Here is a 26605-nt window from a genome sequence, read left to right as displayed (position 1 = left end):
GGATTCTTTTCAGCCTAAATCAATTCAAAAAGGCCAATAGCTGATTGCATTGTGCTGAGCAAGCCCCAAAAAAGTAGCAATGGCAGCAATTCAAGAATAGCGAAATACCCATAGGTCACTTGAGCAGCTTCCCTTTTAGCTTTCTAAAATTTTTATGATTGGCCCAAAAGTTAGCGTAGTCATGACAACCTATAACAGCTCAAGCTATCTAGCTGAAGCTGTTGAAAGCATATTAAATCAAACCGTATCAGACATAGAGTTCATTATTGTGGATGATGGCTCAACCGATAATACGTGGGATATCTTGACACAATATGCAGATTGCAATCAACGGATTTCACTGATCAAGAATGAGGAGAATCTCGGCACCGCTAAATCTTCCAACAAAGGTCTTTCTCTAGCAACTGGAGAATACATTGCCCGCTTTGATTCAGATGATATCTCCCTACCCAATCGCCTTCAAGAGCAGATAAGGTATATGGAAGAAAATCCTTCAGTAGATTTACTTACAACCTCTGTTGAATACATTGACACCACAGGCAGTCATATTGGGTATTATTCTCCTCCGTTAGATCCAGTTCTATTAGCTTGGAAGCATATTTTTAGTAGTCCATTACGTCACCCTACTGCTTTCTGGCGGCGAGAACAAGTTGAATCGTTTGTAGGAAATTATAATCCTGAATTTAGATATGCATTAGATTATGAGTTTTTTGCCCGTACATCTAGAGCTTTAAAGGTAGAGATGTTGCCCATAGTCTTGGTAAAAATGAGGCAAAACCCAAAATCAATCTCATTCTCAAAAGGAAATTTGCAGGATGATTTTGCTGCCAAAGTGACCTATCAACAGTTCAACCACTATTTGCAGCAATCACCACTAGATGAACAAGAGAAAGCTGACTTAAGAGCGCTCCTACGTCGACATTCGCCGCTCCAGTCAGACCAGTTCAAAGCTCTAGATCAAGCACGGATGAGTAGAGCCTTGAACAACTATCTTATGCTGGTCAGTGAATTTTATTCCAGCCATTCTAAAGGCGAGGAGCCCACTAATTTTGGAGCCTTTTTCGAAAATATTGAAAGTGAAATTCCGAATCTAATGCATTACTGCTCAAGCAAAAATTGGAATAGTCTGCCACCAAAATTTACAAGAAAATACTTATCTAAAAACCCATCACGCACTGTTCCTTTAACGGCAAAGCTATTTTTGTATTTTACATATTACAAGCTAGGCGAAATTACCTTTATCAAGGGCAAAATCAACAAATTTCGAACCTTCATACAGAAAAGCGATCAACACAAGATAGCTAAAAGCAATGGAAATATTTAGGTTACCATAGCGACTTATAACGTCATGAAAATTGCATTTATTGTTGAAATCTTTCCATCTCTCTCGCAGACATTTGTGTTGAATCAAATCACGGGATTAATTGACCAAGGTCATGAGGTAGATGTATATGCTGAAATTGAAAATGACAGTCATAAACTGCATCCTGATGTGGAGCAGTATCAATTACTAGATCGGGCTCACTACCAGCCACAAGTACCTCAAGATCAACTCAAACGACTACTGGGCGGCGTCATTATCTTTTGTCGTTACTTCTTTAAAGATCCCGCACTGATTTTGAGATCAATTAATATTTGGCGCTACGGCAAAGCCGCCAAATCTCTCAGGCTGCTCTATGGGGTGGTGCCCTTTTTAGGCGATCGCCCCCACTACGACATCATCCACTGCCACTTCGGTCTGCTGGGTCTCAAGGGCATGGTGCTGCGAGATGTGGGCGCCATCTCTGGCCAACTGGTTACTACCTTTCATGGGGTAGACATGAGCCAAAATCTCAAAATGCTCGGTGATGACCTTTACAAGCCCCTGTTTGAGGCGGGCGATCGCTGTTTGCCGATCAGCCAACACTGGCAAAACCGCCTGATTGAGTTGGGCTGCGACCCTGACAAAATCACGATCCACCGCATGGGCATTGACCCTGACAAATTTGTCTTTCGACCCCGATCGCCCGATTCTGGGCAGCCCACTCAACTCATCTCAGTATCGCGGCTCGCCGAAAAGAAAGGTATAGAGTACGGCATTCGAGCCGTAGCCGCTCTGGTTGAGGCTGGGTTTGCCGTGAACTATTCCATCATTGGCGATGGCGATCTTAAGGCACCGCTAGCCGCGCTCATCGAGCAGCTTAACGTTGGCCACGCCATTCACCTGCTTGGCCCCAAAAACCATGCCGAAGTGCTCGATGCCCTAAACCAGTCACACATCTTGTTGGCTCCCAGCATTACCGCCAGCGACGGCAACCAGGAGGGCATCCCCGTCGCCTTAATGGAGGCCATGGCCATGGGTTTACCGGTAGTGAGCACTTACCACAGCGGTATTCCAGAACTGGTGGAAGACGGCCAGTGCGGCTACCTTGTGCCGGAGCAAGACGTCGATAGCCTCACCGAGAAACTCAAGCAACTGGTGCAGCAGCCTGAACTTTGGCTGGCCATGGGCACTGCCGGACGCCAAAAAGTTGAGCGTGAGTACAACATCCACCGGTTAAATGCTCAGCTAGCTGACCTCTTTGAACAACAGCGACCCCAACCTGCGATAGAGGTAGCCACGCGATCGCCCCTAGCATCGCCCGGCGGGGCATCCCCCTACTCACCGCCCGCCCAGCCATGAAAATTTTACTGACCATCCACCACTATCTCGACCCCGATTCTGGGGCACCGGGTTCGGTGCTCAAGCTGGGGCAAGCTTACGAAAGCTTGGGACATGAGGTGAGCTACTACGCCTTTGACCACCTGCCTAAGTGGGCTCAGAAACTTTCTGAGGAAGTGGTTTTTCCGGCCTGCTTGGCTAGTCATTTACTCAAACATGCCGATCGCTACGACGTGGTAGACGCCTCCACGGGCGATGCCTGGCTATGGGGTCAGCTGCGAAGTCAGCGATCGCCGCTGCTGGTAACCCGCAGCCATGGCCTAGAGCACATTGTTCATCTGCAATATTTAGAAGAAGTAAACCGGGGCAAGCAGCGTCGCAGCTGGAAATATCCCCTTTACCGGGGGGGCTTTCACCTGTGGGAGGTAGCTCAGTCGTTGCGCTGCGCCGACCTAGCGTTTTTGCTCAATCAGCTCGATCTCAAATATGCGGTTGACACCCTTAGGCTCGACCCCGACCATGCTTTTGTCACCCACAACGGTATCCCTGACAACTTTTTAAATCGCCCCCTCGACCCATTAGAGGACACAGCGACTACTCCCGTGAAAATTGCTCAGATCGGCACCTATATTGCCCGTAAAGGCATTCAGTACAGTGTGCCAGCGCTAAATGCTATCTTAGCCCGCCACCCTCAGGTCAAGCTCACCCTGCTTGGCACCGACTGCCCAGTCGAGCAAGTCTTAGCCGATTTTGCTCCCGACCTGGGCGATCGCATTCAGGTTATACCCCGCTTTGACCACCAGCAGTTGCCCAATCTACTTAGCGATCACCACATCAAATTATTTACTCCCTTGGCAGAAGGGTTTGGCAAAGTTTTGGTTGAAGCCATGGCCCTTGGGTTAGCCCCCGTTACCACCGCTGCGTCCGGTCCTTTAGAGATCGTGACGGCTGACCACGATGCGCTAGTAGTGCCCATCGGCAACAGTCAGGCTATTGAGCAAGCGCTGGAGCGACTGATCTGCGATCGCTCGCTCTTAAACACGATTCGCCGCCAAGCCTACAACACAGCCCAGGGGTTTGGCTGGTCTACTCTAGCCCAGCAACGGCTCAACCTTTACCAAATGGCACTGAATCAAAGGAGTCGCCCTCAATGAAAACCACTGTTGTTGTCCCTACCTTTAAGCGGCATAAAGACCTGGTTCGCTGCCTAACGGCTCTACAGCAGCAGAACGTTCCTCCCTGCGAAGTTATTGTGGTGGTCCGAGAGGATGATGTCGAAACCTGGGCTGCCCTTGAGCAATTCTCAACCGATGGATTACCCCTAACGACGCGGACTGTAAAGGTGCCTGGAGTTGTAGCCGCCATGAACCTGGGCTTAGAAGCCGCTCAGGGTGACATCGTCGCCTTTACCGATGACGATGCTGCGCCTCACCCAGACTGGATTCAAAGAATAGAAGCGCAGTTTGTGGCCCAGCCCGAAGTCGGTGGTGTGGGAGGACGAGATATTATTCAAAACCCACAACCCTGGTTTTTGGGAAGTAGTGAAGTGGTTGGCCGACTCCAATGGCACGGTCGACTGATTGGCAATCACCATAAAGGCATTGGTGCGGCCCGAGAAGTTGACATTCTCAAAGGCGTCAACATGAGTTTTAGACGCAGTGCTATTGGCAGTCTGCGGTTTGACCGACGCATGCTAGGCAGCGGTGCCCAAGTACATTTTGAAGTTGCCTTTTGCCTCGCCCTCAAACGCCAGGGCTGGACGTTGATCTACGACCCTCACATTTTAGTTGACCACTATCTGGCCCATCGTTTCGATGAAGATCAGCGCTACCAGTTCAATCAGGTGGCCTACTTTAACCTGGTTCATAACGAAACCGTAGCTGTCGTCGAGCACCTGTCGCTACCGAGACAAATAGTTTTTATACTATGGAGTATTTTCATTGGTACCCGAGATGCTTACGGGTTAGCCCAAAGTCTTAGATTTCTTAAGCGTGATGGCTTCATCGCTCCAAAAAAGATGTGGATCTGCCTGCGCGGACGTTGGCAAGGGTGGCAAACTATCCTTCGCGATCGTCAACCCCTCTCACACGCTCATTCCATAGCTCCTAATCCATGAACGAAGAACAAAAGACTTAGTTAGATCGTCATACTATCTGTGCAGCAACCTCCCATGACTCAGGCTATAGATTTCATGTCTCCAACTCTTGGGTCAGGTAAGCAAAGCGCTGGCGAAAAGCAGGGGAAAGCGCTAATGACCGCCTGGGGTCTTCTCATAGCGCTGTGTCTCTTAGCAAGGGCCGGCAAACTATTAATTTTGGTTTTCCCGGCCGGTTCCGTAGCGGTAGGGTTATTTCTCTATTTTCGTGCCCCATTTTTGTACGTTAGCTTTGCCTGGTGGATGTTGTTCTTTGGTTCATTAGTCCGCAAGGTTATTGATTATCAGAGCGGCTATGTGACTCCAGGACGGTGGGGGCTGGCAGCGCTTCTGGTAGCAGCCATCTCGTTGATCACTTTATTCAAATATTTACCAAAATGCCATCGAGAAGGGGGGATGCCATTCATCATCTCTTTTTTAGGTCTGACCTATGCGCTGATGATGGGCATCGCCTATGGCCGTCTTAGTCCCCAGTTTATTGTGGGGGCCATAGAGTGGTTAGCACCGATGGCCTTTGGCTTTCATATTTTTATTAACTGGCGTAGTTATCTCGACTATCGCAGGCATCTCTTAACTACGTTTATTTGGGGCACGTTAGTGATGGGTGCCTACGGCATTTTTCAGTACTGCGTTGCTCCAGCCTGGGATAAATTCTATTTAGACCAGCTCGGAGTAAACTCTTTTGGCAAGGCAGTACCTTTCGACCTCCGGGTTTGGGGGACATCAACCTCTCCCCAAGAGTTCGCGGCCATTATGCTGGCCGGTATAATTCTAATTTTTAGCGGTCAAGGCGCCATCAAGTTTGCAGCAGCTGGAACGGGCTACCTAGGATTCTTACTCACCATGGCCCGATCGGGGTGGATAGGCTGGCTAGCTTCTATTGTGATGTTTTTACCATCTATCAATCTCAAACTACAAATGCGCTTGTTAGTGACTATTTTAGTCATGGCTTTAGTAGTAGTCCCTCTTACTCAAATAGAACCCTTTGCTGAAGTAATTTCCGATAGGATTGAGTCGTTCACTAATGGTAGAGATGACACCAGTTTAGAAGATAGAACGGCAGGTTATCAGCAGCTTTCCAGCGAGGCACTCTCTGAGTTTGTAGGATTAGGCCTAGGTGGTGGCTCGGGTTCTAAAACAGCCTTAGGAGGTTCCGACACATCCATTTTTCCACTGCTATTTCAATTTGGATGGTTTGGCACCATCCCCTATATTGGTGGAATTTTGTTGATATTAGTTAAATCATTTAGCATAAAGCAGCTTAGATCAGACGCCTTTGGCAGTGCAGCCAGGGCAGTAGCTTTAGGTATCTTTGCACAACTTGCCTTCAATCAAATTTTCACCAATGTTTTCGGTTTTGTGCTTTGGGGATTTTTGGGCCTCAGCTTAGCCGCAGTAAACTATCACCAATTTTCACCCTACCGCTCTCCCCAAAAAGAAAAATTGATTTCACAATCCTAAGGAGACATCGCCATGAAATTTGACGGAAGAATTAGCTTCTTTCTTCCCCCCTTAATTGGAGCGGGAGGTGAGCGAGTTGTTTTAAACTTGGCCAAAGTTTTTGTCGATTGGGGGATTCAAGTCGATGTAGTCGTCCCAGATACGAGCGGTAGACATCAAAAATTCATGTCAACAGTGCCTAAGGGCGTAAGAGTTATTGATCTCGAAACGCCGTTGAGTCGAACTGTTTACCTCAAAAAGCTATACAAGCTCAAAGCTTATCTAGAACGCGACAACCCCGAGGTAATGGTAGCGAACGTGGATTATGTAGGTATTGCTAATGCAGCACGCGCCTTATCGCGCTGTTCTACTAAGATTATTCAGGTCGTTCACTCTAACCTCTCCAACGAATTTGGTAAAATTTCAGGCCTCGGCAAACATATAAAGCCTGTATTTGTGCGTCGTCTCTATCCATGGTCTGACGGCATCATTGCGGTATCGAAGGGGGTAGCCGAAGATGTCTCAACGATGGCTCAGGTCCCTCTTGAAACTATTAAGGTGATCTACAATCCTGTGGTTACTGACGACCTAAATCTTAAAGCTCAAGAACCTGTCGATCACCTCTGGTTTCAAGCGTCAGAAGCTCCAGTCATTTTAGGGGCGGGACGATTAATGTACCAAAAAGATTTTTCAACCTTAATCCGAGCTTTTGCAGTGGTCAGACAACAGCGGCCCTGTCGCCTAGTTATTATTGGAGGTGAGGGATATGAACGTTCTGATCTAGAAAAACTAATTCGAGAGTTGCAGCTTGAAGATGATGCTTCACTACCGGGTTTTGCTGAAAATCCCTACGCCTATATGGCTAAGGCTAAGGTTTTTGTTTTGTCATCTCGGTATGAAGGGTTTGGCAATGTCTTAGTCGAAGCAATGGCTACAGGTACACCGGTAGTATCTACAAACTGCCCGGATGGTCCTGCTGAGATTCTGGAAAATGGTCGTTATGGTCAGTTAGTCCCCGTAGAATCACCAAATGCTTTAGCGGAGGCTATCGTAGAAACTCTTGACAATCCACTTGACTCTGAGTTGCTACAAAAAAAAGCTCAAGAGTTTAGCTGTGAGAAAATTGCTTTGGAATACCTGGATTATATCAAATCTCTAACTTAGCAAAAATAGTTGCCAAAAAGTTATTCATAAGTAGAAATTTGAGCAGTCAATTAAGTTGTAGTTAAACCTGTGTAAATTCAACCATTTTTCCCGAATAAGCTTGTTGTCCTTTATCTAGGGTGATGGCGCAGATTAAGGTCTCCCACCCCTCACGAAATTCTCTTTTCCCATCGTTCAGAATGACATCACTTAATCAAGTGTCGCCACCCAAAACCTTCTCAAATCAAGTAGGCCTATGGCTACATAGTTTTGAATCAATTCACACAGGAAATATGCGAAATAGACCCTTTTCATAAATACGAAATACCTACCCTAAGGATGGTTAAGTTTATACAGATTTTCCGTATCCTGTAATCTTATAGTCAAGAACTGATTTTTGGAGAAGAATTTTGATGACTTCATCAAACCTGAGCTTTGGAGTTGTAGTTTGCACCTACAACCGCAAATCTATTCTCGAACAGTCTTTGGCTCATTGGCAAAGATCTAACCGAAAACCAGATCAATTCTTGGTAATAGATGCCACAGCAAACGCTGAGACCTATAGAGACACCTTAGTGGAGTCTTATCAATCTTTGTTTTCGGACTCAAGCAGCAACTATGTGGTTACGTCTTCACCCGGATTAACATTACAAAGGAATTTGGGTCTAGCACGAATCAAAACAGATATCGTATGTTTTGTTGATGATGACGCCTTTGTCACCCCAACTTATGTTGACAAAATCATTGATGTTTTCGAGAAGGATGCTAACGGCTTGATCGGAGGCGTTAATGGCGTTTCTATGGGGCAATTTGATAATCCGAAGCAGCGTTACAGCCGCGTACTACGAAATTTTTTGCGGCACCGTTTTGGTCATCTAGCTCAGAGAATCCACGTACCCAAGTCAAAAACTCAGCTGTTTAAGCCTTTATCCACCGAGCTAAAGTCTTTACCACTAATTCCAATTGATCGACTTTGGGGCGCAAATATGAATTATCGCAAGTCAGCGATCGGCGATCAGTATTTCGATGAAAATTTCAAAAATTACGGTCTATATGAAGATGTTGACATGTCAGTCAGAATCGGTCAAAACCATAAATTAGTTTGCCGTATTGATGCTGAACTTAATCATGATGACGATTTGGGTAAAACGACTCGACCTAGCGATGTTCGCTACTTTTTGGCATCTTGGTTAAATTCGGCTTATATCATTGAGAAATTATTTCCTTGCCGCGAAAGTCGTGATTCCTATCAAAGGCTTTTTCGCATTACTCGAGAACTATCCAAAAAACTATCCACTGAACAGCGTAGTCAAAAGATCAGAACCTTGGGGAATGAAGAGCTTTTCACTGTAGTTGAGCGGTACGTAGCTTTGCTTCAAAACAGTTCTCAAGAGGGGCATCTAGAGACAGCTTTTACTGAGTTACAAGACAAAGCCTTTTCCCAATTGCTCTCTTAGGATTAAAGGAGCAGACATGAAAATTTTACATTTAGTTGAGCATGTGCGAGAGGCAGGTAATGGCGGCGTGAATGTTGCTGTTGACTTGGCTTGTCTACAGGCAGATTTGGGTCATAGGGTGGGTGTCGTCTCAAAGGGAGGCGATTATGAGAAGTTATTGCGGCAACATGGCGTTCAACACTTCAAGGCAGATCAGTCTTCTAAGTTAGGGAAATACATTCAATATCTTAAACAGTATATTGCCGCTATGCGGGATTTTCAACCTGATATTGTCCATTCTCATACTATGGTGAGTGTTACCGCTGCATGGCTTCTAAAAAACCTCGGTAGATACCGCTTAGTAGCTACAGTTCATAATGAATTTCAAAAAAGTGCTGTTTTGATGGGGCTTGCCGACAAAGTAATTGTTGTCAGCAAAGCGGGGGCTCGATTGATGCACCAGCGAGGCATTTCAAAACAAAAACTTTGTGTAGTTCTAAATGCAAATATTGGTAGTCCTCGGTTTCGGCCTTTAGCTAGCTGTCGCCCCTTGCTCATTCATAGTCCAGCGATTGTTACTGTAGCCGGTCTTCATATTCGTAAAGGACACATTGAACTGATCAAAGCCTTTGAAAAGATTGCCGCTCGATTTCCAAAAGCGCATCTTTATCTGGTTGGTGATGGTTCCGGGCGAGCACAAATAGAGGCCGCTGCCAATCAAACATCGGTTACCCACCGTATTCACTTTGAAGGTTTTCAACCAGAGCCTCAGAAATATTTACTTTCCTCTGACATATTTGTGCTGGCTTCTCATCGTGAGCCTTTTGGTTTAGCGATCGCTGAGGCACGCGAGGCAGGTTGCGCTGTAATTGCCAGTAATGTAGATGGTATCCCTGAGGTCGTAGAGCGGGGCAAGGCAGGCATTCTATTTGAAGCTCAGAACGTAGATGCGCTGGCAACGGTCATTGCTGATTTGTTAGGTGATCAAAAAAAGCTAGAGTTTTGGCAGCAACAGGCTAAAAAGAATTTGGGGTGGCTGAAAGTTGACCGCCTTGTTCAGGAAACCTTGGCTGTTTATCAGCAGCTGACACCTGATAACACGTCAGCGATAACAAGAAAGCCGTTAAATACTATATGAAATGAATTTACTATTATTTCCCTTTAGATCTTGGCATAATAGCGTTATTTTTATTGGCCTCATTCCAGGCATGGCCTATATCCCTTTGTGGATATATTTAATAACCGAACGAGTAATCATGGGTTCGTCTAGTGTTTTTTTAAATGTATGCTTTATTGCTTTAGGACTTTATCAATTTTTTACTCAAAAAAATGAGCTGTTAATGCTCAAATCTGACAGTGAAGATCAAATCGTCGGCTATGCTCTAATTATTGGAGCAGTTGTCATGTATTTTATTTTTTTTGAATCCTATTCACTACAGGCAATTACCTGGAGCACTGCCCTGATTGGGGTTTCATTGGCAACTTTCGGCAATCAATTTATTCGCAACTATTGGGTTTCTATACTGCTCATCTTCTTTGGACTTTTACCCAAGTATCTTGACTTGGGATATACCCTTGGCAAGGTGTTAATTCCCAACTATGCCCTTGAGCGGCTGATGGCTAGCATTAGTGGTTTAGTGCTAAGCCTGATGGGACAGCCTGCTATTGTAGCAGGCAATGTTATCCAGATCGGTTCTAAGGGGGTTGATATTGCCGATGGCTGTAGTGGATTTAGTATGGCGATGATTCTAGCCGGGGTAAGTCTCGTAATGGGGATTTTTTACAGGCTTAGACCCCGAAAGTTAGGGCTACTTATCCTGCTAGGTGTAGTCATTGCTCTAGTCATCAACGTTCCCAGAATTATTCTTTTGACGTACTCAGTGGTTTACTGGGGTGATGATGCTTTTCGATTTTGGCATACTGGCCTAGGCAGCCAACTTATTTCTGGAGCTATGTTCACAGTTTTTTATTATGTGAGCATGGCAATCTGCAAAAGAGAAAATGGGAGTAAGTCTAGTTTATGCAAGCTTTAGCTATACTTTAGATCTGGGTTTTATTTTTAAACTAAAAACTATATGGAAAATTTTCCTTTGATTTCTATTGTTGGCAATAATTGGTTTCCTAGCGCACCAGGCGGCTTAGATCGCTATATTTACGAACTTATCTATACGCTCAGTCGGTTAGATACCAAAATTTCTCTTTTTGGTTTAGGCCTGCCCAAAGACAGCGGGGATAAAGCCATTGAGTTCAACAATTTAGCGGATCCAGCACAATCGCTACATCACCGTCTTCTATCTGGTTATCAGGCTTCTAAGGGCCTAGCTTTGTCTAAGCCTGACGCGGTCAATATTCACTTTGCCTTAAATGGCCTGGCGACACTGCCTCATCTACCCAAAGATGTGCCGGTAACCTGCAGCTTTCACGGACCGTGGGCCATTGAAAGTCAAGCAGAAGGAGCTGGTAAAGCGAGTGTCTGGTTTAAGCAACAGATAGAGGGCGTGGTTTATCGTCGGTGCGATCGCTTTATTGTGCTCAGCAAAGCCTTCGGTGAAATCTTGCATCGCGAGTTCAGCATCCCTTGGGAAAAGATTCACATCATCCCTGGTGGGGTAGACACTCAACAGTTTCAAAATACGCTTTCTCGCCAACAGGCTCGTGAAATCCTCGGCTGGCCCCAAGACCGGTTTATTTTGTTTACCCCTCGTCGTCTGGTGCATCGTATGGGGCTAGACAAGTTACTCAACGCGATCGCTGGTCTTAAAACTCAAAAATCAGATCTATGGCTGGCGATCGCAGGGAAAGGTCCTCTCCGGGAAAGTCTAGAACGTCAGGCCACCGAATTGGGCCTTAGCGACCAAGTTAAGTTTCTTGGGTTTTTACCCGACAAGCAGCTTCCCATTGCCTACCAGGCCGCTGACCTAACGGTCATGCCGAGTCAAACGCTCGAAGGCTTTGGGCTAGTTTTGCTAGAGTCGTTGTCGAGCGGCACTCCGGCCCTCTGTACGCCCGTCGGCGGCATGCCAGACGTCATTTCCGGCTTTTCCCCTGAGTTAATCACTCAGTCTCCTAGTAGTGAAGCCTTAACCATTGCTTTAGAGTCAATTTTGAACCAAACCATTCCATTGCCCAGTCGTGCAGATTGTCGCCGCTATGCCGCAACTCAGTTTAACTGGCCCGATATTGCCCAGCAGGTTAAGCAGGTTTTGCTGTCGTAGACCAGCAATCAGAGGGTTGGGCTGGGCTGGTACACCAAAAGGCCCTGGAAAGCGGCCTGTACTCAACCGTGGCCTGCTCCTTGGCCCACCGCGACTGGTGACAGCCCCTGTGGTCAACAGCCCCTGTGGTCAAAAGAGTATCAAACTACGACCAGACGGGTATGCCTAATGCGACACCCCTGGGGAGATCGACTATGAACGTATTCTTTTTAGATCAAAGCGGTCAGCCGGGCGGGGCTGAACTCTGTCTCGCCGATATTGTCCTGGCTTTTCCCACGGGAGCAGTTGGCCTATTGCAAGACGGACCGTTTAGGACGCTGCTGGAAGCCCAGGCTACGCCCGTAACGGTATTGGCGACTGAGGGCCTAGGCGTGCGCAAAGACAGTGGCCTGCTGGCAGGGGTAAGCAGCCTAGGGCAGCTGCTGCCCTTGATCTACAGAACAGCCCAGGCCGCCGCTGCCTACGATGTAATCTACGCTAACACCCCCAAAGCGTTAATCGTCGGTGCACTGGCCAGCGTCTTGAGCCGTCGCCCGCTGGTTTACCATCTCCACGACATTATTTCGACTGAGCACTTTAGCCCCATCAACTGTCGCCTGCTGGTGGGGCTGGCCAACCGGTTCGCTCAGCTGGTGATTGCCAACTCTCAGGCCAGCGAAGCGGCCTTTGTTGCCGCCGGGGGAGATCCCCAAAAAGTGAGCGTGGTCTACAACGGCTTTCGCCCCGATCGCTACCGCCTGGCCCCCGACCCCACCCTACGCCAGGCGCTGGGGCTGGGCGATCGCTTTGTGGTCGGCCACTTTAGTCGCCTGTCGCCCTGGAAGGGGCAGCACGTGCTGATTGAGGCCCTGGCCCATTGCCCCGACGACGTGGTGGCGGTGCTGGTGGGCGACGCCCTGTTTGGAGAAGACGACTACGTCGCTCAGCTGAAGCAGCAGGTCCAACGGCTCAACCTGGGCGATCGCGTCCATTTTCTTGGGTTCCGCGCTGACATTCCGGCGCTGATGCAGAGTTGCGATCTCGTCGCCCACACCTCGACGGCTCCCGAACCCTTTGGCCGGGTGATTGTTGAAGCCATGCTCTGTCAACGGGTGGCGATCGCCGCCGCTGCTGGCGGTGCTACGGAGCTGATCGACCATGGCAAGACCGGCTGGCTATGCCCACCCAACGATCCCCAAAAGCTGGCAGAGCTAATTTTAGCTACTTACCACGGGCCTGAGCAGGCTGCGGCCATGGCGATCGCTGCCCAAGCCCAAGCCTGCTCCACCTTTAACCTAGAGCACACCAACCAGCGCATTTGCACATTGCTGGCTCAGGTGGTCTAGGGGCACAGCAGACTCTGCCCCTCAAGGGATCAGGCTTGGTTTTCGCTAAACCCCAGCCCCAAACCCTATCGGGAGCCTAGCTGCAATTTATGTCTTACCAGGGGCAATGCTCGATGCTGGTGCTAACGCTGTATCCGTGTCATTCGGTTATTCCCCTAAGTACCTTTGTAAAGAACCGATGAAGTTGTCAGAGGCCATTTAAGTAGTTAGTAAACTAAGTAGATAGAGAAAGGATATAGTCCTGTAACCAGTCCTTTCCCTAAAATTCCAGGGTCATCATCGTATTCGTATCGCAAGCTAGCAATGCGTATTCAACTCAAAAATAGCTACCTTTTCATATTTTTAGTGGCATTGGTCTATTCAATGGTATTTGTAGCCAGTGACTGGTTGCAGGGGCCTCTTTGGGATGACGAAATAGGCTTTTGGCGGACATCATTGACCTTTAGCCAACAGTTGATTCCCTCCTTTGCTCAGATTCAGGACTACGACCAGTTCAGTACACCAGTGCCATTTATCCTATTTGGCATGTTGGAGTACCTGTTTAATCTCGGCCCTTTTGCGGCCCGAATGGTTAGTTTTTTGTCGTCTCTAGGCATCGCCTGGCTAATTGGCTGGCCGGGTAAGCAGGGCACGACTAAGCCAATATTTTCGCTCCTAGGGTTGTTTCTATTTCCCTTTTTCTTGCTGCTTAGCGGACGGCTCTACACCGATGTGATTGCGGCCTTTCTAGGGCTTGTGGGCGTGGTGCTCTATCTGCGCGATCGCCACATCAGCAGCGGGGTAATGTTTGTGCTGGCGATCGCCTGCCGCCAGTTTATGCTGGCCTTTCCGGTCGCGATCGCAGCCCATGAACTGGCGCGCGCTATTAGTGGCCGTAGGTGGCCTAGCCTGAGCTTTTTTTTACCCGCCGGAGCGGCCCTAACTATTATGGCTTGGGTGGTGTTGTTTGGTGGTTTAGCACCTGCAACGGCCACCGCCGATCGCTGGATGCCGAGTTTTCAAAGCTCTCTCTTTAGTTTTTCCATTGAGAACGGCTTATTCTTTTTATCGACCCTGGGCTGGGCCTACGTTATTCCGGAGTTTCTGTACAAAACGTTTTTATTGAAAGATTTTAAGCCTAATTTGAGTCGATCAAATCTAATTAAGCTGTTGATTATAGCGGTAGCTGTAGGGATTTTATTTTTATTATTTCCACCCTCAGTATCTTACCTGAGTGTTTTTTATCGGGTGGTCATCCGCTTACCCTCAGAGGGGTGGGCGTTAGCCATATTCGCCAGCCTAGGCATCTTGACCTGCTGGCGATTTGCTCGTCTAGACTTAGCATTTTCATTGATCTTATTTAATTTTTTGATCATGACCAAGGCGATCGCCTGGGATAAATATGCTCTGCCGATTATAGTCATTTTCTGGTATTTTCAAGCAAGAGATATTTACAATCGCCATGACTTTAACAGCTTCAACATCTACAAAGGAGATTCAAACATTCATGAACACCATGTCTCAGAAAGTCAAGTAAAGCTTCGAATTCAGGACAGCCCTCGCAAATCAATATAAACTTGTCATAAACTTGAGCTTGAGTCGGATCAAATTCATTTAAAATTTTATAGAATTGTAGATGCAAAGCAATCCTCATGTTGTGACCATTGTGATCACAGCATGGTTGCTTTCTACCGGTGTTTCTACTTATGTGCTTCTACCTGTTAGCGAGTCACCTTTAAGCGGTTGGGTGCTCTAAACCACTTAAAAAATTACAGACAGAGTAGACGTCTGATTTTTGTGGATCGAGGTACACATTACATCACTAGGTAGATTGCAATGAATCTAAAAACCTATGCGCCCCTAGCTGCAATTGTTGGGGTTATCGCGGCTGAAGTCGTAGTTGTTAGCCCTGTGCAAGCGGCAAGCTTAACTCCAGGAGCTTTTCAGCTGTCAGCCACTAGCCCCCAGGCTACCAATCTTACTGGCTTAACGCCTAACAGCTTTACGTTGCAGTTTAATGAGGCCTTCTTTAATCTCAATACGGGGACTAGTGCTCCAACCGGAGGATTTATAGGTCTCACAGAAGGTACGCTTTCAATTACTGATTTAACCTTTGACCGCAGCAGTTTAACCATCACTAACCCGTCAGGGGCTGGCGGGTATATCAATTTCATTAGTGGCCTATTTCTTAGCGGTGAGGAGGTCTTTGTTGATATCTTGGCCTCTAGTGAATTTATTGGGACTATGGTTTCACCCACCAATTACACGTTAGCTGGCCTGTTAGAGGGTCGGGTTAGAAGTGCCAGCAGTACAATCATCGCGACTGGGTCTTTATTCTCTCTAGAAATCGGTCGCTCTAGTACTGATTCTATTGGCATAGTAACTGTGCCAACTCCGGCGCTGCTACCAGGCTTGCTGGCCATGGGCGTAGCGGCCCTACGCCAGCGCAAACAGGAGACTGAGTCAACACAAGAGACAGAGGTAGAAGTCTAAGCGATCGGTAGTGATTGGGTATTTTACTGAATCAGCGGGCAGGCCATAGCCTGCCTGCTGTTTTCCAAGCTGGGTTTGACAACACCCAAGCAAACCTCTGGCCTATATAGCTATAGCCGACATCATTAGGACGTTTTGCTCACAACGAGCCCAGTCCGTCTATCCCATGAAAACGGGAATCCATTCGAGAGCAGTTACGGACTAGTAGATTCTCGTCCTACGCCTTCGCGGGGGCAGGCTCTCTGGGGGAATGACAGCGCTGTCCTAACCTGAGTGGCTATAGCTATACCTACAGCTTACAGAAGACGATTAGGCAAAGACCTTGGCCTAGCTAAGCTAACACTTTAGGCTTTTTACCCTGAAACATCAGCCAACATCAAGCAGGATAGGTCCCAGGCATATCAAGGAATCTGGGTTAGCTCAGTCTCAATCATCCTGATTTTCTGAAATTAACCTGAAAAGGATAGGCAGACCGTTGTAATTTGCACCTCTATTGAGCGTATTGATTATGGCTAATATACCGGTCCGCAAAGGCGGTTCTCAGGCTCTATATTCTTCCGGTCAAAGTCTCAGCATTATCGTTGGGTTGGCCTGTCTAACAGGCTTTTTAGTAGATGTGGCTATTCTGGCGGTTCCGCTCGACCCGCTTGACCTGCAATGGCGCATTAGCCTCTTGCAACAGGTGGGCGATCGCGGCATTGTGCTGCTATTCGGTCTCAGCCTGCTCACCTATGGGCTGCTAAATAACCGTTCTTGGCGTAAACAGCTGGCCCTCCTGTGCCTATTGCTGGGGGTAGGGTTTAGCCTGTCAGGGATTTTAGTCGTGCGGGACACACTGAAATTTCAGACCATGACGTTAACGACTATCACCCACCAACAGGCCCAAGTGCGCACTCAAATCGAAACCGCTCGCGCTAATCCGGCGGCGGTCTCGCCGGATCTAACGCCAGAGGCATTACAGCAAGCTGCTCAATTGCTAGATGAGCGGGTTAACATGGCCAAGCAAAACACGCGAACTGGGATGCTGAAGGTGGGAGCAGGCAGCATTGGCAACTTAGTGGTATTAGGTATTGCTCTCATTGCAGTCGGTAGATTTGGCAGTCAAGTGGGTCGATAACCTATCGCCCAACTTTTCTTTAGCTACACGGATCCTCAGATTTTATAAGTTGACCATAAAGACCTAAACTATTTTTCGGCTTTGGGAAACTTAATCGGAAGAGATAAGTGAAACTACGGATATATCCTACAGTTGCGCCGATGCTGCCTCCGAACTTCCCCTTAATCTCAATTATTATTCCGGTCTATAACGGCGGTCTGCCGTTCAAGATCTGTCTGCAAAGCTTAGATCGTTACCGCCCTAGCCACTGTTCTACCGAAGTGATTGTAGTGGCCGACGGTTGCACTGACGGCTCTGATACCTTAGCCAAAACTTTTGGCGCAACGGTACTTAGCACAACGGCCCCCGGTGGACCAGCCCGCGCCAGAAATATTGGTGCTCGCCAGGCCACTGGAGACATTTTGTTTTTTGTCGATGCCGATGTCGCCATCCAGGCTGACACCCTTGACCAAGTAGCAACCCTGTTTGCCCAAGCCCCCGATCTGGCAGCAGCCATTGGCTCCTACGACGACGCCCCAGGAGAAACCAACTTTTTATCTCAATATAAAAACCTCTTTCACCATTACACCCACCAAACCGCCCAAGAAGAGGCATCAACGTTTTGGGGGGCCTGTGGTGCTATCCGCCGCGATGTTTTCTGGACAGTCGGCGGCTTTGACGAGAACTACAAAAAGCCTTCTATTGAAGATATTGAACTGGGCTATCGGCTTAAGCAACAGGGTTACCACATTCGTCTCTGCAAAACACTACAGGTTAAGCATCTCAAGCGCTGGCAACCACTATCGCTATTGCGAGCTGAGTTTTTTTACCGCGCTCTACCCTGGACCCAATTACTGCTAAGTCGGCAGCAAATGACGAACGATCTTAACCTTAAGATAGTTACTCGCCTCAGCATTGCGCTTATCTTCGTATTATTTGGTACCCTATTTTCGGCGCTTTGGTTGCGTTTTAGCCTAGGCTTGGCTTTTGGGATAGCAGGGTTATTACTTGGGCTTAACTGGCCAGTCTATCATTTCTTTTATCGCCACCGTGGGCTGTGGTTCGCCCTACGCGCAGTACCCTGGCACTGGCTTTACTTTTTCTACAGCGGCACAGCCTACGCCCTTGGCCTAGTTCACTTTTATTTTGGCTTGAAGAGGCCTATTTTTAGTAAGTGAGTTAATTCAAGTTTAAATCAAGTCCAGGGTTAGCTTCAAACAGATTTGTGTTTCCTGATTTTCCAGTTTCATTCTCAAACTCTTAACACTTTAAAATTTTTATGTCTCAACCATCTCCTGTCGTTGTAATTGGTGCTGGCCCTGCTGGCCTCACGGCTGCCTACGAACTAGCTAAGCAAAATATTCAGTCGGTAGTTTTAGAGCAAGCCGATAAGGTGGGAGGCATCTCTCGCACTGAAACCTATAAAGACTACCGCTTTGATATTGGTGGACACCGCTTTTTTACTAAAGTAGGCGAGGTGCAAGCTTTTTGGCATGAGATCTTAGGCGATGATTTCATTCAGGTGCCTAGGCTATCGCGCATTTATTATGAAAACAAGTTCTACGACTATCCTCTTTCTCTCACCAAAACTCTCAAGAATTTAGGTCTGGGCCGCAGCTTTCTCATTTTGATCAGTTATCTAAAAGCCAAGCTGAGCAAATACCTAAACCCTTCTAAATTGCCGGAAACCTTTGAAGAGTGGGTGACCGATTGCTTTGGGGAACGCCTCTATCAGATTTTTTTTAAGACTTATACCGAAAAGGTTTGGGGCATTCCCTGCAATCAAATTCGGGCTGACTGGGCAGCCCAACGAATTAAGGATATGTCGCTCAAACGGGCGGTAATCAATGCCGTTTTTGGTAGCCAAAATGCCAAAAGTTTAATCAAAGAGTTTGACTACCCCAGATTAGGCCCAGGCATGATGTGGGAACGCTGTCAGGAAAAGGTTGAGCAGCAAGGGTCTACGGTACATCTCAACACTACGGTGACCCGCCTTGAACGAGAGGGTAGTCGAATTACGGCGGTAGTGGCCCAACAGGGTGGGGAAACGCTGCGGTTTGTAGGCGATCGCTTTATTAACTCAATGCCAGTCTCGGCCCTGGTACATCGGCTCGACCCCCCACCGCCGCAGGCAGTTTTAGACGCCGCTCGTGGGCTGAAATACCGAGATTTTTTGATTGTTGCTTTGATTATTGATCAAGATCAGTTATTTCCCGATAACTGGCTCTATATCCACAGTCCAGAGTTTAAGGTGGGGCGCATCCAAAACTTCAAAAACTGGAGCCCTGAAATGGTGCCCGACTCTAGTAAAACCTGTCTAGGCATGGAGTATTTTTGCAGCGAAGGGGATGCAATCTGGGACATGAGCGACGCCGACCTGATTCAGCTAGCTACCCAAGAGATTGCCACCCTAGACCTGGGCGTTGCCCGTAAGGATGTGGAAGACGGGGTCGTGATTCGGCAACGCAAAGCCTACCCAGTTTATGATGGCGACTACAAGCGGCACCTCAAAGTGTTGCAGGAGTATATAGAAGGATTTGACAACCTGCAAACGGTAGGACGTAACGGTATGCACCGATACAATAACCAAGATCACTCTATGCTGACAGCGATGCTAGCAGTGCGGAACATTCTGGGGGAAACCCACGACCTTTGGAATATCAACACTGAGCGTTCGTACCAGGAAGATTTTACGACCGAGGAGTGGAACCAGCGACAAAACAAACAGGTCTCAGTCAACACAGTTTTAGCCTCTGACCTCCAATAGTCAATGCTTTTAACCCCAATTTAGCCCTTTCGATAGCTTGTTGCCTCCATGCAAAATCCATTAGGCAATCGATTGCCGACTGACCACTGCTGCTGTCATCCGCTCGTTTCGGTGATCATTCCGGCCTACAACGCCGAACACTTTATTGCTCAAACCCTTGACTCTGTATTGACTCAGACCTATCAATCACTAGAAGTGTTGGTGGTTGATGATGGCTCTCAGGACGGGACAGCAGCCATTGTAAACAACTATATGGCAGCAGATTCACGAGTCAAGCTTTTGCAACAAAACAATGCTGGAGTTGCGGCGGCTCGAAACCTCGGTATTGAACGGTCGACCGGGGAGTTAATTGCTCCCATTGATGCCGATGATATTTTTTATCCTGAGCACATTGAAAAACAGGTCGAGATCTTTGCCACCTCGCCTCCATCGGTTGGATTGGTATATGCCTGGTCAGTCGATATCGATGAGGTCTCAACTCCTACGGGGGGCCTAAGAGCAGCCACCATTGAGGGCAATGTGTATAAAACGCTGATTTGCCACAATTTTATTGGCAATGCCAGCGCCTCTATGATTCGCCGTAGCTGCCTCAATGCGGTAGGAGGTTATAGCAGCAATCTCCGTGCTCAAAATGCCCAGGGCTGCGAAGATTGGGACCTATTTTTGCGTATTGCTGAGCAGTTTGAGTTTCGCGCTGTGCCCACCTTTTCGGTAGGCTACCGCAAACTGTTGAACAGTATGTCTAAGGACTATCGGCAGATGGCGCGATCGCACAGTCTGGTAATGGCCAACGTGCGTCAACGCTACCCCACGCTGCCGAACTTCTTGTTTCGCCTTTCAGCCAGCAACCTATATTTTTACTTCGCCCACCAAAGCAACGGGGGACACAACTACTCGACGACGTTGACCTGGCTGCGGCAGGCGATCCAAGCCGATCCGCTCACCTGCTGGATACGGCTAGGGCTTTACCAGCTGACCTTAAAAAGTCTTTGGGGTTGGGGGATGGCCCAATGGTCAGAGAGGCCCCGCCACGATCGCTCTACTCAGCCCCTACCCCTAGAGTTACCTAAGGCTCCGCATACTGTCCTTTGGGAAGTGAGATTACTATTGGCAGTAGGCAACGGCTTTCATTGGCTGATTTCTGCCCTAGCTCGCCAAACGCTAGCTCAACCTCAGCCCCTCAACTTTGGTACCAGGGAAAATGCTCTATGAAAGACGTGACCGTGGTCAAGCGCTTACTTCCCTTACTCAGGCTTTATCCCTGGGCGATCCCCGCCATTGTCCTGTTAGGAATGCTGGCCTCAATCTTTGAAGGGCTGAGCATCAGCCTGTTTATTCCAGTGCTGCAAAGCCTGATGCAAGACACCGTCCAGCCGGCAGAAGGCAGCATCCTGATGCAAACCCTGTTTCGGCTGATGGATAGAATTGCGGCGCGCGATCGCATCTGGGTCTTGCCAGCGCTGATCATGGGCTGCATTTTGCTCAAAAATTTGCTCAGCTACAGCAACTACCTGCTGTCAGCCTGGTTGCAGTCACACATCAGCCATCGGCTGCGGTCGCGGGTCTTTCAGCAACTGCTGCGGGTAGGCTACGACTACCTCGAAACCCAGGATTCTGGCAAGCTGATGAACACCCTGGCCGGAGAAACCTGGCGAACGGGAGAAGCCCTGTCTAAGCTGATTGGCTTGATCACCACGATCTGCACCACCGTGGTCTATGCCACGCTGCTACTGCTGATTTCGTGGCGGCTCACCCTGCTGATCGCGGTGGTGATGGCGGCCATTTCGATCGTGGTGCAGTGGGTGACGCGCTACACCACCCGGCTTGGCCAGCAAGCTGTACAAGCCAATGCGGACTTGGGCATTCGCATGTATGAAGGGCTGGTGGGTATGCGCACCATTCGCGCCTTTGGTCGAGAAGATCACGAACAGCAAACCTTTGACCACAAGTCACAACAAGTGCAGCAGGCCTTTTTGCGGCTCAATGCCCTCTCAAGCACGGTGCACCCCCTCTATGAGGTGCTGTCAGCGCTACTGGTGCTAGCGATTTTGGTGCTGTCGGTACAGTACGATCGCACTTTCTTGCCGGCCCTGCTCACCTTTTTGTTTATGCTGTACCGCTTACAGCCCCAGATGCAGCTAATTGATAGCTATCGCAATGGTCTTCAGTCTCTTTCTGGGTCAATCGACGATGTATTCACGTTTTTAGACACCCAAGACAAGCCCTATCTACAAACTGGCGTCATGCCGTTTCATGGCCTTCAGCAAGGTCTGCGCCTAGAAGCCGTGAGTTTTGCCTACCCCACCCAACCCAATCCGGCAGTCGACCGGGTTTCGTTAACCATTCCAGCGGGCAAGACAACGGCCTTAGTGGGGCCATCGGGGGCGGGCAAATCGACCCTAATTCACTTAATCTGCCGCTTTTACGACCCATCGGCGGGGACGATCTGGGTCGATGGGCAATCGCTCTCCAGCCTCAGCCTGTTAGACTGGCGCGCCCGAATGGCCATCGTCAGCCAGGATATTCATATTTTTAACGCCACCGTGGCCGACAACATTGCCTACGGACGGCTTGATGCAACCCGCGACGAGGTTATAGCCGCCGCGCAGCAGGCCCACGCCCACGAATTTATTCAGCAGATGCCCCAGGGCTATGACACCCCGGTGGGCGATCGCGGTATGCGGCTATCAGGGGGCCAGCGTCAGCGCCTCGCCCTGGCTCGGGCGATCGTGCGCAACCCCGATCTGTTGATTTTAGATGAAGCGACCAATGCCCTCGACAGCATCTCTGAGCAGCTGATTCAGGAGGCCCTAGAGCTATTTAGCCGCGATCGCACCGTGATTGTGATTGCCCATCGGTTAGACACCATTGAGCAGGCCGATCACATTGCCGTTATGCAGCAGGGTCGGGTGGTCGAGCAGGGCAACCTCGATAGCCTGTTGCGCCAGGGTGGGCTCTTTAGTCAAATGCACGGTCGGCAAAACTCCCTGCTCACCTCTTGAGCCATCGCCCCTAGGCCCGTTTTTATCTATTCAGCGTGATTCTTATGTCCTACCCTGTCGTCCAGCTAGACATTACCCAATCCTTACCCACCCTGACGCTATCGGCAGAGCAAACCGGCGTGGCGCTCGTGCTGCGCCGCCGCGATCGGCTGGTGGGGCGCATTTTGAAGGCCGTACCCACCCCCTGCACCCTGAGTCCCACCCAGCTAGAGACTTGGATTGCCGCCGAGCTTGGCCCTAAGCTGTTGCAAGAAAGCCTGCGGGAAGACCTGCAACCGCCTGTGGCCCTGACCGCTAGCCCCAGCCTCACGGTCGCCATCTGCACCAAAGATCGGCCCGATAATGTGGCACGGCTGCTGGCAACCCTAGTGCCTTTGCAGAGTGCAGACGACCGTACCCAATTTGAAATTTTAGTGGTCGATAACGCCCCTAGCGACGATCGCACCCAGTCTGTGGTGGCTACCTTTTCCACCGTGAGCTACGTTTGCGAGCCCAAGGCTGGCCTAGACTTTGCTCGCAACTGTGCCCTACACACCGCCACCACCGACTGGCTCGCCTTTTTAGATGATGATGTCACGGTTGATTCTCAGTGGTGGCGAGGCTGGCAAGAAGCCTGGGCCGAAAACCCCGATGCCGGAGCGATTACCGGCCTGGTGCTGCCCTACGAGCTAGAGACCCCAGCCCAAATTTTATTTGAGCAGCGGGGTGGCTTTGGCCGTGGCTTTGAGAAAATTCGCTATGGCCAGCAGCTGTCGCATAACCCCCTGTACCCCTGCGGGGCCGGTATTTTTGGGGCAGGGTGCAATATGGCCTTTCGGCGGCAGGTGCTGCTAGACCTAGGCGGCTTTGATGAAGCGCTAGATACGGGCAAGCCCTTGCCTGGCGGTGGCGATCTCGATATTTTTTATCGAGTTGTCCGAGCGGGGCATCCGCTGGTCTATGAACCGCAGTATGCGGTCTACCATCAGCATCGCCGCGAAATCAGTCAGTTGCGCCACCAGTATTGGACCTGGGGGCTGGGCTTTATGGCCTTTGTCGTGAAGTCAATGCAAACTGACCCAGCGATGCGATCGCGCCTGCGCCGCTTGATTGGCTGGTGGGTTCAAGATCAGCTCTGGCAGTTGCAGCAAAGCCTGTCTGGCCAGCATCTGCTGTCGCCCAAAATGATTTTGGCGGAGCTATGGGGCGGGGTAGTCGGTCTCTGCGGAGAATATGGGCGATCGCAGCAACGCAGTGAAGCCATCCGGAGGCAATACTCGTGAGCTACCAGCCGGTTTTGGAAACTGCTTTAAAGGGTCAATCAACGGCTTACAGCATGATTACGTTGTCTTTTTGGTGGGGCTATTGGGTAGGCCTTGGGCGGTTTATGCGTCTGGGTAATCAGAATTGTGGTCAGATGCTTGGCTGCGCCAAACCGACTACTTTTAGTCTCGCCACTGTATCTCAAGAAGAAGAATTAGTGCCATGACGACGTCCTCTCCCTATCGTCTAGTCATTCCAGCGGTGGTCGAAGGCAGCGAACGACCACTATGGTCAGTCATGATTCCTACCTACAACTGTGCAGGATTCCTACGAGAATCCCTAGCTAGTGTGCTGAGCCAGGCCCCTGGCCCCGATCTTATGCAGATTGAAGTTGTTGATGACGGATCTACCCAAGACGATCCTGAAGCCATTGTGCAAGAGCTGGGCCAGGGGCGAGTGAGCTTCTACCGGCAGCCGCAAAATGTCGGTTACATTCGCAACTTTGAGACCTGTTTGCTGCGATCGCGCGGTCACCTGGTTCACATTCTCCACGGTGACGATAGTGTCCTACCGGGATTTTATCAAAAGCTGCAAACCCTGTTTGCCCGCCATCCTGATATGGGTTTGGTCTACTGCCGTCACATTTTCATGGATGACCGTAGCCAGTGGCAACGAATTTCGGTTTTAGAGCAGAATCATAGTGGCCTACTCAATCAGGCACTAGAGCGCATCGTCACCCGCCATCCCATTCAAACTCCAGCTGTTGTTGTCCGACGTGCGGTTTACGAACAGTTGGGTGGCTTTGACCGGCGTATTCAACACAGTGGCGAAGATTGGGAGATGTGGTGTCGTATTGCCGCCCAATATTCCGTCGGTTACGAGATTGAACCCTTGGCCCTATATCGTACCCATGACAAATCGCTAAGTGGGCAGTCAGTACGCACCGGACAAGATCTAGAAAACGTCCGCAAAGCCTATCAAATGGTGATGACTTACTTACTCCCCCACCAAGTTGCCACCTTGGGCCACAGGGCAGCTAAATTTTGGGCATTGTGTGGCCTCAACAACGCCCTTCGTTTTGTCGAAAACAGAGACTGGCGGGCCGTATGGGCTCAGGTTCAAGCCGCGCTCAAATTTGATCACTCCCTCCATATGCTGGCGACATTCAGCGTTTACCTGGGGGTCGCTGTGCTCAAACAGCTACTCTTCCGTCAGGAGGACCGCCATATTTTGCCCGATGATGACCAGAGCAGTTCGAACCTATCAGCGCGGCCAGCAGCGACCCTATCCCCCGTGCTGCAATCCCAAGGGGAGGAACACCAATAATGCCAAACTTTCTTCCTTGGAAAATTCTGCATTTAGACTTGAGCAATCCCTTGGTCGCCTTACCAGCAGACAACCATTTACAGGGGTACTATATCGTGTTCTGGCAAAACACTATTCCTCTGGGCAAATGCCAGGTGCCTGCTGATGAACTGCCCCTCTCTGCAGCACAGGTCATGCAGCGGGCTATTGGGGCAATCACTCCTATGGTCAATCATTATTTAGCAGAGAATATTGAGGTTTCCTCCTCCCCCTTGATTATAGAAAAGGCGCTAGCCTCCCTAGTTCAAAAAATTGAAGGCAGCGATCGCACTCCCCAGATTCAGGATGCTGTAGCTCAAACATCGGTGGTAATTTGCACTCGCGATCGCCCAACACAGTTGCTTGAATGTCTTAAATCACTACAAAACCTATCACCAGCTCCTAAAGAGATTTTAGTAATTGACAACGCGCCCACCAGCACAGCTACCCAGACCCTAGTGCAGCAATTTCCCGACGTTCACTACGTGCTTGAGCCGCAGCCAGGACTCAGCGTAGCCCGTAACACCGGTATTCAAAACAGTACAGGCCAGTTTATTGCGTTTACCGACGACGATGTCAACGTTCACCCTCAATGGTTAATCCGACTGCATCGAGCGTTTGTTGACCCCGAAACTTTAGCAGTCACTGGCCTTATTATACCTGCCGCCTTAGAGACAGAGGCCCAGGTCATTTTTGAACTAGGTCAGGGTTGTCTCAGTGGAGAGTATCAACCTCAAGTTTTTGGTTCAGCCTTTTTTACGACCTACCGCCGACACGGAATGCCAGTTTGGAAAATTGGAGCTGGTGCTAATATGATATTTCGCCGTAAAGCTTTTGAGCACCTGGGACTATTTGATACCCGTTTAGGTGCTGGAGCCTCGGGTTGTAGTGAAGATTCAGAATTTTGGTACCGAGTCGTAGCAGCAGGAGGCAACTGCCGCTACGAGCCCACTGCAGTTGTCTATCATCACCATCGACAAGACCTCGCTCGACTACATCACCAGATGCATCAATATATGCGGGGGCACATCACTGCCCTTATTGTGCAGTTCTTCAAATACTATCACTGGGGAAATCTCTATCGCTTACTATTTGATCTTCCCAAACATTATTTAGGGCTGGGCCTGGGAATAGTTTTAAAGGGAAAATCTCCCAAACATCGCACCTATTGGGCTGAAGTCAGTGGTTGCCTTTCAGGCATTAACTATTACCTTCGCCATAAGAATTTAGAAGCGTTTGACTTCAACTTGGTTAATCAATCATTCCGGCCTAATGACAACATCGCCAGCCATAAACAAAGTACAGAAATTATTTGAAAGGACTCTTT

21 protein-coding genes are annotated in these 26605 nt (G+C 49.1%); all 21 read left to right on the top strand.

The genetic code is table 11. The features are described 5' to 3' along the window. Positions 1 to 154 precede the first annotated feature (154 nt). The 21 genes from RRF56_RS23975 to RRF56_RS23875 all read left to right on the top strand — a co-directional run bounded on the left by RRF56_RS23975 (position 155) and on the right by RRF56_RS23875 (position 26594). Positions 155 to 1324 carry a glycosyltransferase family 2 protein gene (locus RRF56_RS23975; protein ID WP_317035671.1) on the top strand — a complete coding sequence of 390 codons (1170 nt, stop codon included), beginning with the start codon at positions 155 to 157 and terminating at the stop codon, positions 1322 to 1324. Between the two features lie 24 nt (positions 1325 to 1348). Then, on the top strand, positions 1349 to 2662 hold the full coding sequence (locus RRF56_RS23970; protein ID WP_317035670.1) for a glycosyltransferase: 1314 nt from the start codon (positions 1349 to 1351) through the stop codon (positions 2660 to 2662). Further along, positions 2659 to 3795, top strand: a complete 1137-nt coding sequence (locus tag RRF56_RS23965; protein ID WP_317035669.1) for a glycosyltransferase family 4 protein — start codon at positions 2659 to 2661, stop codon at positions 3793 to 3795. Before RRF56_RS23970 ends, RRF56_RS23965 begins: the two co-directional genes overlap by 4 nt. After that, positions 3792 to 4757, top strand: a complete 966-nt coding sequence (locus RRF56_RS23960) for a glycosyltransferase family 2 protein (RefSeq protein WP_317035668.1) — start codon at positions 3792 to 3794, stop codon at positions 4755 to 4757. Before RRF56_RS23965 ends, RRF56_RS23960 begins: the two co-directional genes overlap by 4 nt. Positions 4758 to 4811: 54 nt before the next feature. Beyond that, entirely contained in the window at positions 4812 to 6257 is a 1446-nt protein-coding gene (locus RRF56_RS23955; RefSeq protein ID WP_317035667.1) for a hypothetical protein, read from the top strand. Between the two features lie 12 nt (positions 6258 to 6269). Next, positions 6270 to 7400: a glycosyltransferase gene (locus RRF56_RS23950; RefSeq protein WP_317035666.1), complete on the top strand. Its 1131-nt coding sequence runs from the start codon at positions 6270 to 6272 to the stop codon at positions 7398 to 7400. 392 nt (positions 7401 to 7792) lie between these two features. Next, the gene (locus tag RRF56_RS23945; protein ID WP_317035665.1) at positions 7793 to 8836 is read left to right on the top strand and encodes a glycosyltransferase family A protein; all 1044 of its coding nucleotides are present in this window, start codon (positions 7793 to 7795) and stop codon (positions 8834 to 8836) included. A gap of 16 nt (positions 8837 to 8852) precedes the next feature. Beyond that, entirely contained in the window at positions 8853 to 9953 is a 1101-nt protein-coding gene (locus tag RRF56_RS23940; protein WP_317035664.1) for a glycosyltransferase family 4 protein, read from the top strand. 1 nt (position 9954) lies between these two features. Further along, positions 9955 to 10848, top strand: a complete 894-nt coding sequence (crtC, locus tag RRF56_RS23935; RefSeq protein WP_317035663.1) for a cyanoexosortase C — start codon at positions 9955 to 9957, stop codon at positions 10846 to 10848. A 42-nt stretch (positions 10849 to 10890) separates the two neighbouring features. Further along, entirely contained in the window at positions 10891 to 12030 is a 1140-nt protein-coding gene (locus RRF56_RS23930; protein WP_317035662.1) for a glycosyltransferase family 4 protein, read from the top strand. A 194-nt stretch (positions 12031 to 12224) separates the two neighbouring features. Further along, complete coding sequence (locus RRF56_RS23925) at positions 12225 to 13355, top strand: glycosyltransferase (protein ID WP_317035661.1); 1131 nt, start codon at positions 12225 to 12227, stop codon at positions 13353 to 13355. 303 nt (positions 13356 to 13658) lie between these two features. After that, entirely contained in the window at positions 13659 to 14909 is a 1251-nt protein-coding gene (locus tag RRF56_RS23920) for a hypothetical protein (protein ID WP_317035660.1), read from the top strand. A gap of 261 nt (positions 14910 to 15170) precedes the next feature. Next, positions 15171 to 15827, top strand: a complete 657-nt coding sequence (locus RRF56_RS23915; protein WP_317035659.1) for a PTPA-CTERM sorting domain-containing protein — start codon at positions 15171 to 15173, stop codon at positions 15825 to 15827. A gap of 508 nt (positions 15828 to 16335) precedes the next feature. Next, positions 16336 to 16944, top strand: coding sequence for a hypothetical protein (locus tag RRF56_RS23910; RefSeq protein ID WP_317035658.1), 609 nt, complete (start codon positions 16336 to 16338; stop codon positions 16942 to 16944). Positions 16945 to 17084: 140 nt separating this feature from the next. Beyond that, positions 17085 to 18101, top strand: a complete 1017-nt coding sequence (locus RRF56_RS23905) for a glycosyltransferase (RefSeq protein WP_317035657.1) — start codon at positions 17085 to 17087, stop codon at positions 18099 to 18101. A 101-nt stretch (positions 18102 to 18202) separates the two neighbouring features. Further along, positions 18203 to 19690: an NAD(P)/FAD-dependent oxidoreductase gene (locus RRF56_RS23900; RefSeq protein WP_317035656.1), complete on the top strand. Its 1488-nt coding sequence runs from the start codon at positions 18203 to 18205 to the stop codon at positions 19688 to 19690. 48 nt (positions 19691 to 19738) lie between these two features. Further along, positions 19739 to 20902: a glycosyltransferase family A protein gene (locus RRF56_RS23895; protein ID WP_317035655.1), complete on the top strand. Its 1164-nt coding sequence runs from the start codon at positions 19739 to 19741 to the stop codon at positions 20900 to 20902. Further along, positions 20899 to 22692 (top strand): ABC transporter ATP-binding protein, encoded by a 1794-nt coding sequence (locus tag RRF56_RS23890; RefSeq protein ID WP_317035654.1) that lies wholly within the window; start codon positions 20899 to 20901, stop codon positions 22690 to 22692. The genes RRF56_RS23895 and RRF56_RS23890 overlap by 4 nt, the downstream gene beginning before the upstream one ends. A gap of 44 nt (positions 22693 to 22736) precedes the next feature. Continuing rightward, positions 22737 to 23954 (top strand): glycosyltransferase family 2 protein, encoded by a 1218-nt coding sequence (locus tag RRF56_RS23885; protein ID WP_317035653.1) that lies wholly within the window; start codon positions 22737 to 22739, stop codon positions 23952 to 23954. A gap of 202 nt (positions 23955 to 24156) precedes the next feature. Beyond that, complete coding sequence (locus tag RRF56_RS23880; RefSeq protein ID WP_317035652.1) at positions 24157 to 25260, top strand: glycosyltransferase family 2 protein; 1104 nt, start codon at positions 24157 to 24159, stop codon at positions 25258 to 25260. Next, complete coding sequence (locus tag RRF56_RS23875) at positions 25260 to 26594, top strand: glycosyltransferase family 2 protein (RefSeq protein WP_317035651.1); 1335 nt, start codon at positions 25260 to 25262, stop codon at positions 26592 to 26594. Before RRF56_RS23880 ends, RRF56_RS23875 begins: the two co-directional genes overlap by 1 nt. Positions 26595 to 26605: the final 11 nt, after the last annotated feature.

It is taken from the genome of Nodosilinea sp. E11 (assembly GCF_032813545.1).
Taxonomy (GTDB): domain Bacteria; phylum Cyanobacteriota; class Cyanobacteriia; order Phormidesmidales; family Phormidesmidaceae; genus Nodosilinea.
This window is presented reverse-complemented; position numbering and strand designations above follow the sequence as displayed.

Bases quoted from the DNA above. Each gene is read 5' to 3' on its own strand.
- RRF56_RS23975 (WP_317035671.1), top strand. From the start codon at position 155: ATGATTGGCCCAAAAGTTAGCGTAGTCATGACAACCTATAACAGCTCA.
- RRF56_RS23970 (WP_317035670.1), top strand. From the start codon at position 1,349: ATGAAAATTGCATTTATTGTTGAAATCTTTCCATCTCTCTCGCAGACA.
- RRF56_RS23965 (WP_317035669.1), top strand. From the start codon at position 2,659: ATGAAAATTTTACTGACCATCCACCACTATCTCGACCCCGATTCTGGG.
- RRF56_RS23960 (WP_317035668.1), top strand. From the start codon at position 3,792: ATGAAAACCACTGTTGTTGTCCCTACCTTTAAGCGGCATAAAGACCTG.
- RRF56_RS23955 (WP_317035667.1), top strand. From the start codon at position 4,812: ATGACTCAGGCTATAGATTTCATGTCTCCAACTCTTGGGTCAGGTAAG.
- RRF56_RS23950 (WP_317035666.1), top strand. From the start codon at position 6,270: ATGAAATTTGACGGAAGAATTAGCTTCTTTCTTCCCCCCTTAATTGGA.
- RRF56_RS23945 (WP_317035665.1), top strand. From the start codon at position 7,793: ATGACTTCATCAAACCTGAGCTTTGGAGTTGTAGTTTGCACCTACAAC.
- RRF56_RS23940 (WP_317035664.1), top strand. From the start codon at position 8,853: ATGAAAATTTTACATTTAGTTGAGCATGTGCGAGAGGCAGGTAATGGC.
- crtC (WP_317035663.1), top strand. From the start codon at position 9,955: ATGAATTTACTATTATTTCCCTTTAGATCTTGGCATAATAGCGTTATT.
- RRF56_RS23930 (WP_317035662.1), top strand. From the start codon at position 10,891: ATGGAAAATTTTCCTTTGATTTCTATTGTTGGCAATAATTGGTTTCCT.
- RRF56_RS23925 (WP_317035661.1), top strand. From the start codon at position 12,225: ATGAACGTATTCTTTTTAGATCAAAGCGGTCAGCCGGGCGGGGCTGAA.
- RRF56_RS23920 (WP_317035660.1), top strand. From the start codon at position 13,659: ATGCGTATTCAACTCAAAAATAGCTACCTTTTCATATTTTTAGTGGCA.
- RRF56_RS23915 (WP_317035659.1), top strand. From the start codon at position 15,171: ATGAATCTAAAAACCTATGCGCCCCTAGCTGCAATTGTTGGGGTTATC.
- RRF56_RS23910 (WP_317035658.1), top strand. From the start codon at position 16,336: ATGGCTAATATACCGGTCCGCAAAGGCGGTTCTCAGGCTCTATATTCT.
- RRF56_RS23905 (WP_317035657.1), top strand. From the start codon at position 17,085: ATGCTGCCTCCGAACTTCCCCTTAATCTCAATTATTATTCCGGTCTAT.
- RRF56_RS23900 (WP_317035656.1), top strand. From the start codon at position 18,203: ATGTCTCAACCATCTCCTGTCGTTGTAATTGGTGCTGGCCCTGCTGGC.
- RRF56_RS23895 (WP_317035655.1), top strand. From the start codon at position 19,739: ATGCAAAATCCATTAGGCAATCGATTGCCGACTGACCACTGCTGCTGT.
- RRF56_RS23890 (WP_317035654.1), top strand. From the start codon at position 20,899: ATGAAAGACGTGACCGTGGTCAAGCGCTTACTTCCCTTACTCAGGCTT.
- RRF56_RS23885 (WP_317035653.1), top strand. From the start codon at position 22,737: ATGTCCTACCCTGTCGTCCAGCTAGACATTACCCAATCCTTACCCACC.
- RRF56_RS23880 (WP_317035652.1), top strand. From the start codon at position 24,157: ATGACGACGTCCTCTCCCTATCGTCTAGTCATTCCAGCGGTGGTCGAA.
- RRF56_RS23875 (WP_317035651.1), top strand. From the start codon at position 25,260: ATGCCAAACTTTCTTCCTTGGAAAATTCTGCATTTAGACTTGAGCAAT.